Origin of the sequence: Longimicrobium sp., from assembly GCF_036554565.1 — a bacterium.
Taxonomy (GTDB): domain Bacteria; phylum Gemmatimonadota; class Gemmatimonadetes; order Longimicrobiales; family Longimicrobiaceae; genus Longimicrobium.
In genome coordinates this window covers 1-7374 of sequence record NZ_DATBNB010000630.1, presented here as the reverse complement: position 1 = coordinate 7374, position 7374 = coordinate 1, and the positions used below count along the sequence as shown (strand labels likewise).

General features: G+C 69.3%; 3 protein-coding genes and 1 tRNA gene. 2 read left to right on the top strand and 2 right to left on the bottom strand.

Features of this window, described 5'->3' with window-relative positions; all coding sequences use genetic code 11:
* Positions 1–115: 115 nt before the first annotated feature.
* Together VIB55_RS17550 and VIB55_RS17545 are read right to left on the bottom strand one after the other, a co-directional pair.
* A complete protein-coding gene (locus tag VIB55_RS17550; protein ID WP_331877968.1) occupies positions 116–3901 on the bottom strand; it encodes a hypothetical protein in 3786 nt (1261 codons plus the stop codon).
* 506 nt (positions 3902–4407) lie between these two features.
* Positions 4408–4480: transfer RNA gene (locus tag VIB55_RS17545), tRNA-Ala, on the bottom strand.
* 302 nt (positions 4481–4782) lie between these two features.
* On the opposite strand from VIB55_RS17545, the gene VIB55_RS17540 reads away from it, so the two are divergent.
* Positions 4783–7008, top strand: coding sequence for an aconitase family protein (locus tag VIB55_RS17540; protein ID WP_331877967.1), 2226 nt, complete (start codon positions 4783–4785; stop codon positions 7006–7008).
* Between the two features lie 171 nt (positions 7009–7179).
* Positions 7180–7374, top strand: a 195-nt coding sequence (locus VIB55_RS17535) for a hypothetical protein (protein WP_331877966.1), incomplete at its 3' end; no start/stop codon positions are given.

Below are 7374 nucleotides of genomic sequence, written 5' to 3'. Positions count from 1 at the left end.
ACGGCGAGGGTCGTGCCGGTGGATCGAGGCGCCGCCACGTCCGCCAACGCCGAAGGGCGCGGAGACCGCAGGGGTCTCCGCGCCAGGTCCATCACCGGGGGACTGTGGCCAGCTCTCAGCGTACCAGAAGGCGGAACACCGGGTCCATCCACGAGAACAGGAACTCACGCAGCGGGGGCACCTCGGAGCTGATCAGCGTGAGTACCGGCACCACGGCGATCAGCGAGATGTTGGCCAGGTAGGCGCCGTCCCACGTAACGCGCCCAGGGTCGGTCTTGGCGATCCGGCTGAGCACTTCGTCGCGGTTCATGTCGGTCATCACGTAGAGCAGCGTGCCCACGGTCCCCACCAGCACCAGCGCCAGCACCAGCTTGGCCGTGCGCTGGGGCTCGAACGGGTAGCTGGAAATGAGCGCCGTGGACAGCAGCAGCGAGAGGAAGAGGAACCAGGTCAGGGTGCGCATGTGCTGCAGCACCCATTCGATGTAGTCCACGACCTGCACGGCGGCGAACTCCTCGGCCGCGCGCACCCACAGGCGCAGGCGCCCGGGAACGCTGCGCCGGAGCATGATGCCGGTGTCGGGCCGCGCCCCGTCTTCCCACAGGCTCATCTCGCGCAGGGCGCCCGAAACCGTCCACACCTGCTCCGGGGTGGGCTCTGACTTCCAGAGGTCGCCAAGAAGGCGCTCGAGCTCCTGGAAGTGGCGGCCCTCCGCCTCGAACGACTCGCACCGCGCGCGGCCCGACTCCTCCCCCGGTTTCAGCTGTTGAATCTCGGACCAGCGAGCTTCCTCCTCGGCCTCCTTCATCACCACCGCCTTTCCGTCGGCATCCGGCGGCGGGTCCGCGAGGTTCTGCGCGATGCTGACCATCTGCCGCCACTGCGCCGCGCGGACGCTGGTGACGATATCGCGCCCCGGCGCGCCCACGAGCGACATCCGCGTGAGGCGCGAGGTCTCCCGCGGCAGGCGATCGAAGGCGGTGAGGAGCGGCGTGGTTCCCATGTCTCCCAGCACACGGCGCAGCGCCCGCCAGATGGCCAGCAGCCGGTACACGGCCCACGTGGTCGTGGCGAGCGAGCCCACGATGGAGAAGGACAGCAACACGTCGAACGTGGGAGTGTGCGCGGCACGCTCCAGGGTGTGGCGCATGGTCCCCCAGAGAGCGGACGCCAGCAGAAGCACCCCCGCGAGGAGGAGCAGCCCCGCCGGGTTGGGCACCGTCAGCGAGACGCGATTGCGCACCTCCACCACGTGGGCGATGGTATCCTCGTCCAGCAGCCGCGGCGCCCGCAGCGGGTGGTGCTGGCGCCTGTCGGCCTTGGCGCGCAGCCGCTCCCACCAATCCCCCGCGACCGAACGGGCCCAGGACGTCTGGCGGGCCGACCGCCGCTCGGCTACGCGCGGCTTCCATTCACCAATCCGGTCATTCGCGTTCCTGTCCCACAGCGCCAGGCACGCCGCCTCGAACATGGTGACGAAGCTCAGGTTGCGCACCCGCCGCAGGTGCCAGGTGCACCACTGCCCCAGCACCAGGGCGCCCAGCAGCAGCGGAACCAGCGGCGTCACGCCGGCATCCACCCGCGAAACGCGGTGCAGGTACAGTCGCAGCCCCGGCTCCCCGATCCGCGACATCTCCCAGGCATACCGCACGGCCAGCACTACGAAGAACAGGCCCATCACCGCCACCACCGTGCGTGCCAGGATCTCCACGCCCCAGGCGACCTGCCGCCCGGCGGTTCCCCAGTGCGAACCGAGCGCGAAGTCCCTGCCCGCTTTCCGGTGCTTCCACACCAGCACGATCACACCCCGCGTGGCGACGAGCATGGCCCCCGCGGCGGTGGCAAGGAGCACCGCGGCAGGCAGGTCATAGTACCAGTAGTGCCGCGGCTGCGAGCGCAGGAAGACGACCACGACCGGCATCCACACGGCCAGGACCGTGGCCAGCGCGAGCATGCGGTACAGGTGGCCGTGGATGCGCAGGGAAACGCAGCGAACCGTCTGGGCGGCGCCCGCCTGGCGTGGAGGCGAGATCCGGCCGAACGCGGCCGTGCCAAGGGAGTGCACCACGGCGCGGCGTGCCAGCTCCAGCAGCGCCAGCGAAAGCACCAGGACGCCGACGCGCAGGAACAGGCTTACGCGGCCATCGTGCACCGCCCCGGGCCCGGCGACCCCCGCGGCGGCGAGGTATGCCGTGTCGGACGCCTCGGTGTGCACGGCGAGCGGCATGAACGCGCCCGCGCCCACGGCCGTGATCCACACGGGCGGCCGGGCGCCGTCACCCGCCCGCGGGCTGGAACCGTGGTGAGAAGCGGGCGGAAGGTACTCGGAAACGAGGGAGGCCGAATCCAACTGCAGCAGGGTCGCGTTGTAGACCCCCTGCGCGCCCTCGTTCGGGAACACCAGCCGCTCCCGGTCGCGGGGACCGGCCGTCCACCATTGGTTGCGCAGGAACAGCGGATAGGTGGAAACCACCACCATGCCGCGCAAATCCCGGTTGCGGTCGGGGGCCAGGAACAGGGCGTTGCCCTCGAACGTGAACACCTGGACGTCGCGGACGCGCCGCCGCAGCTCCGCCGCCAGGAACATCTTGTCGCGTACGTCCGAAGCGAGGATCACCGCCGCCCGAACGCGCCTGCGCGTGAGCGCCGTGCCGATCTCCGCCAGCTGGGTTTCCAGCGCGGGCACCGTGAGCGACGAGAGCACCGGCGGGCTCTCCAGCGGCCTTCCCGGGTCCGACATGTCCACGGGGATCGGCGCCACCGCGCCGGCACCGGCGACCGGCGCCGCCGGTGCGGATACGGGGCGCCGCGCATACTCCGACCGGAGCCGCGAGATGTTCATCGGAAATGGGACGACCAGGTACCGGGCCGAGTCCCGTGGCGTTCCGCCACGCCCGGAGCCGGCCTGGATGATCTCGTCCAGCGCATTCTGGCCGTACCCGGTGGAGTTCTCCAGGAGGATGGCCACCTGGTCTCTCCGAATTCCCAGCGGGTCGAAGATGCGCGCTTCGAGTGCTCGCAGGAACGCCTCGTCCGAGTGAACCGTGGCGCGGAAGGTTATTCTTTTTCGCCCGCCCGGGCCGGGGCTGCTGTCCTGCAGAATCGAAAGATTGTCGCGGTTGGTGGCGGAACCCGAGATGATGATGGCGCTGTCGCCCCCCGCGTCCAGGGCGGCCCGCAGCGAGAGCGAGGACCCGGAAAACGCCGGGCCTACGATCTTTACGGGGCCCTGGACCGTGCGCCCGGCCGCGCGGCTCGTGGGCCGGGACCCCGGGTTCCCGGGCCGTGCGAAGGCGCGGAGCAGTTGCCGCCGCTCGTCGAGCGCGCGCTTCAGCGCGGGCCGGTGTACGCCGCGGGTGGGTACCTCGCCCACGACGTACACCAGCGACAGCTGTACCGTGTTGCCGGCCAGCCGGCGGAACAGGAGGGCGCCTGGATACTCCTCGCGAACGCGTGCACCGCTCTCCGTCCGGAGGGTGTCGGGAACGCTTCCCCACGGCAGCCAGAACCGGTCGATGACGTACCCGGTGCGCTCGTGCGCGCGCCGCACGGAGGCCAGGTACGAGTCGAACGCCCAGTCCAGGCGCGAATCCACCGGGTCCGGCACCGTGGCGATCAGGACGTCGAGCGAATACACGTGCCGCTGGTGCGCCCCGCGTTTGGCCAGCGTGGCGGCGGGCGGCCCGGGCTCGCCCAGGAACTCGCGCACCAGCGAGTCTCCGGTCACCAGCCGGGACGAGGGGGCCGCACCGGGCCGCGCGGTGGTGGCCGCCGTCACCGTCTGTGCCGGGGAGGCGGAAGGCTGCGCCTGTCGCAGGCTCGGCGTTCCGCCCGACATGATGCTTACGAACGCCGCTCCGAAGATGCCGGCGAATGCCAGGCCTGCACCTCGTTCTGCCATGGCTTGGGTGTGGCGAGAGGGGGAACAGGAAACGGGATGACAGAGCCCCGGTGAGGGCAATCAGCCGGCGCGGGTGCGAAAACCCGCGCGTGCAGTGTATTGGATGGGAACGCCGGCGCAAATTCACGCTTCACGAATGAAGCGGGTGGATACTACCGTTCTGCGCGCGCCGCCCGGCTGCTGGAGTTGGGAACTCCCGCCTGACAGAGACCGTCAATATGTGCTTATCCTGCGGTGAATGCCAGCGCCGCTGGCACGAAGGAAAATGGGTCGAACGGCGACCTGCATGGCGCCCTAAGCGAGCGCACGCCTGTCGATTCGGCACCACCTTGAGCGCCACCTCGTCCGCCATCAGTTCGGCCAGCCGCCGCGCCTGGGCCCGGGGAGGCGGGAGACCCTGGGCCGCGCTGCGGCCGGTCCGGCTGTGTAGACCCTCCTGCGCGGGTACGACGAAGCGCGCCCACGCCGAGAGATCGGCGTGGGCGCGCTTGCGTGTCGTCCGTCGATGGAGCGTATCGGGTTCGAACCGATGACCTTCCGCTTGCAAAGCGGATGCTCTCCCAGCTGAGCTAACGCCCCGGAAGCAGGAAAAGTAACGCATTCCGGCGGCGAATTCAAGCGAGGGGCGAGGCTCGGCGGGTGGCGGGGCAAGCTGGTAACGGATCAGGTAACGAAATCACCGCCATCGCGGGCTGACGATCCAGCTGCCAGGAGACTGCGCCCCCATCGGCAGCATCGCGCTCGCTCCCGCGCCGAACCAGCCTCGCACGGGTTGCCGGACGCCGCCTGATCGCGCAAATTTGCAAGGTTGCGGACGTTCCGTCGCGGCCCGGTGTACGACCCGGGTCCTTTACGATCCTGATCCATCCCGCGGGTACTCGATGATTCCCTCGCTGCTGACGCGCACGATCGAAAAGCTGCCGCCGGAGGTGCGCCTTCAGGGCCGCGTGCTCTTCCTGGTAGACGACCCCGAGCTCATCCGCCGGCAGCTGGCCGGCGAAGACGTGGAGCTTACGGACGAGGTGCGCGCCACCCTGCGCGACAACATCTCGACCGACGAGATCACCCCGGCGTACATCTGCTACTACTTCGACGAAACGCTCGGCGAGTTCCCGTACCTGGGGCTCAAGGCGGGCAACGAGTTCCCCATCAAGCAAGGCAGCGTGAAGCAGGGCGGCTTCGTGGCCTCCGTCAGCGGCACGCGCCGGGGCAAGGGCAGCTCGCGCGAGCAGAGCCCGTACGCCGAGATGATGGCCGGCATCAAGGTGGTGATCGCCGAGAACATCGAGCGCATCTATCGCGAAAACTGCCAGAACCTGGGCGTGCTCACGTCCACCAACTTCGAGCTGGTGGAGCGCATCCGCCGCGGCGACACCATTCCGCTCACCGAGTTCACCGACGGCGCCGACGAGATCACCCGCGGCATCATTGAGCACGGCGGATTGTTCAACTACAACGTGGCGCGCCTGCAGGGCACGGTGCAGACGCCGGCCATCTCCTGCCACCACGGCCAGCCCGGCGACGCCCCCGCGTCTACCGACGCGGCCGACGTGCGGGCCATGCGCGGCAGCGGCGAGGGCAACCTGCCCGGGCCGGGGCCGGACACGGGCGTGGACTACGCCGCGGCGCAGTTCGTGGCCACCTCCACCAGCAACGTGGAATCCGACAGCGTGGGCGCCCCCGAAGGCACCCGGCACCGCGGCCGCCGGCCCATGACCATCGCCGAGAAGATCTTCGCCCGCCACTGGGTGACGGACCTTTCCCGCGGCGACATCGGGGTGCAGTGGGTGCAGCCGGGCGACTCGGGCTTCGTGCAGACCGACATCCGCTTCTCGCACGAGTACGTCACGCCCATGTCGGCCATCTTCTTCGAGTCGCTGGTGGGGCCCGACGAGCGGGTGGTGGAGCCGGAGAGCATCCTCTTCTTCCGCGACCACCTCACCTTCCTCAAGGACGCCATGCCCCCCGAGCGCGTGCAGCTCGGCCTGCTGGACGTGGCCAACCAGCTGGAGGTGAAGCAGCGGCAGTTCGCCGAAAAGCAGGGCGTGCGCCTGTACGGCGAGCTGGGGCACGGCAAGCACGGCTCCGAGGCCATCTGCCACAGCAAGATCCTGGAGGCGTACGCGCTTCCCGGGCACATCATCATCGGCTCCGACAGCCACACGCCGCACGCGGGCGCCGTGGGGTGCGTGGCGTTCGGCGTGGGCACCACGGCCATCTTCAACTCGTGGATCACCAAGGATGTGCGCGTGGAGGTGCCGCGCTCGTTCAAGGTGATCGTCAACGGCCAGAAGCCCGAGAATGTGTCGGCCAAGGACTTCATGCTGGAGATCCTTCGCCACCCGTACATCAAGGACGGACACGCCATCGGCCAGATCATCGAGTACGCAGGCCCCGCGGTGGAATCGCTGTCGGTGGACGAGCGCGCGACGATGACCAACATGGCCGCCGAGGTGGGCGCCTTCACGGGCATCGTGGCGCCCGACCACAAGACGGTGGACTATCTGGTGGAGCAGCGCGGGATGGAGCGCGCCGAGGCCGAGCGCCTGATCGACGGGCTGTTCAGCGACGAGGGCGCCGACTACGTGAAGGTGATCGAGATCGACGCGTCGGCGCTGCAGCCGATGATCGCGCTCCCCGGCGACCCCGGCAACGGACTGTACGTGGAGGAGCTGGGCGAGGACGTGCGCATCGACATCGCCTACGCGGGAAGCTGCACGGCCGGCAAGAAGGAAGACATGGACATGTACGCCCGCGTGCTGCGCGAGTACCGGGAGCGCGGGGTGCACAAGCCGGAGCACGTGCAGCTGTACATCCAGTGCGGCTCGCAGGAGGTGTACGCCTACTGCCAGGAGCTGGGCTACGACCGGCTCTTCCACGAGGTGGGCGCCACCTTCATCGAGCCCTCGTGCGGGGCGTGCATCAACGCCGGCCCGGGCGTCAGCCGCAAGCCCACGGACGTCACCATCAGCGCCATCAACCGCAACTTCCCCGGGCGCTCGGGCCCCGGCCAGCTGTACCTGGCCTCACCCTACACCGTGGCCGCGTCCGCGATGGAGGGGCGGATCGTGGCTTGGGAACCGCAGCCGGAGCCCGCGGGCGTCTGAACCCGACACGGGTGGAATAAATGGCGGGGGAGCACGGGTTTTCCGTGCTCCCCCGCTGCTTTCAGGCCACAGGTGCGACGAGTTTCTGGACGCCCTTGACGGCGTTCCCTCTGTTCACTATCCTTCCACAGGATAGCAGCGGCACACTGGCCTCAACCCGGGAATGGAACGATGAGCCGGCCCGAACGGATGACACGCTGGTTCATGTTCAGTGTCCTGGTCGCGCTGGTGCCCTTTGCCGTCAGCTTCCTGACCCGTGCGCTCGGGCGCGAGCCCATTCCGGTGGTGCTGATCACCGCCGATGGCGGGTTGCTGCTGACCTGCACGGCAATCGCGGCCGGCGCGTGCGGCGAACTGATCCCGGGC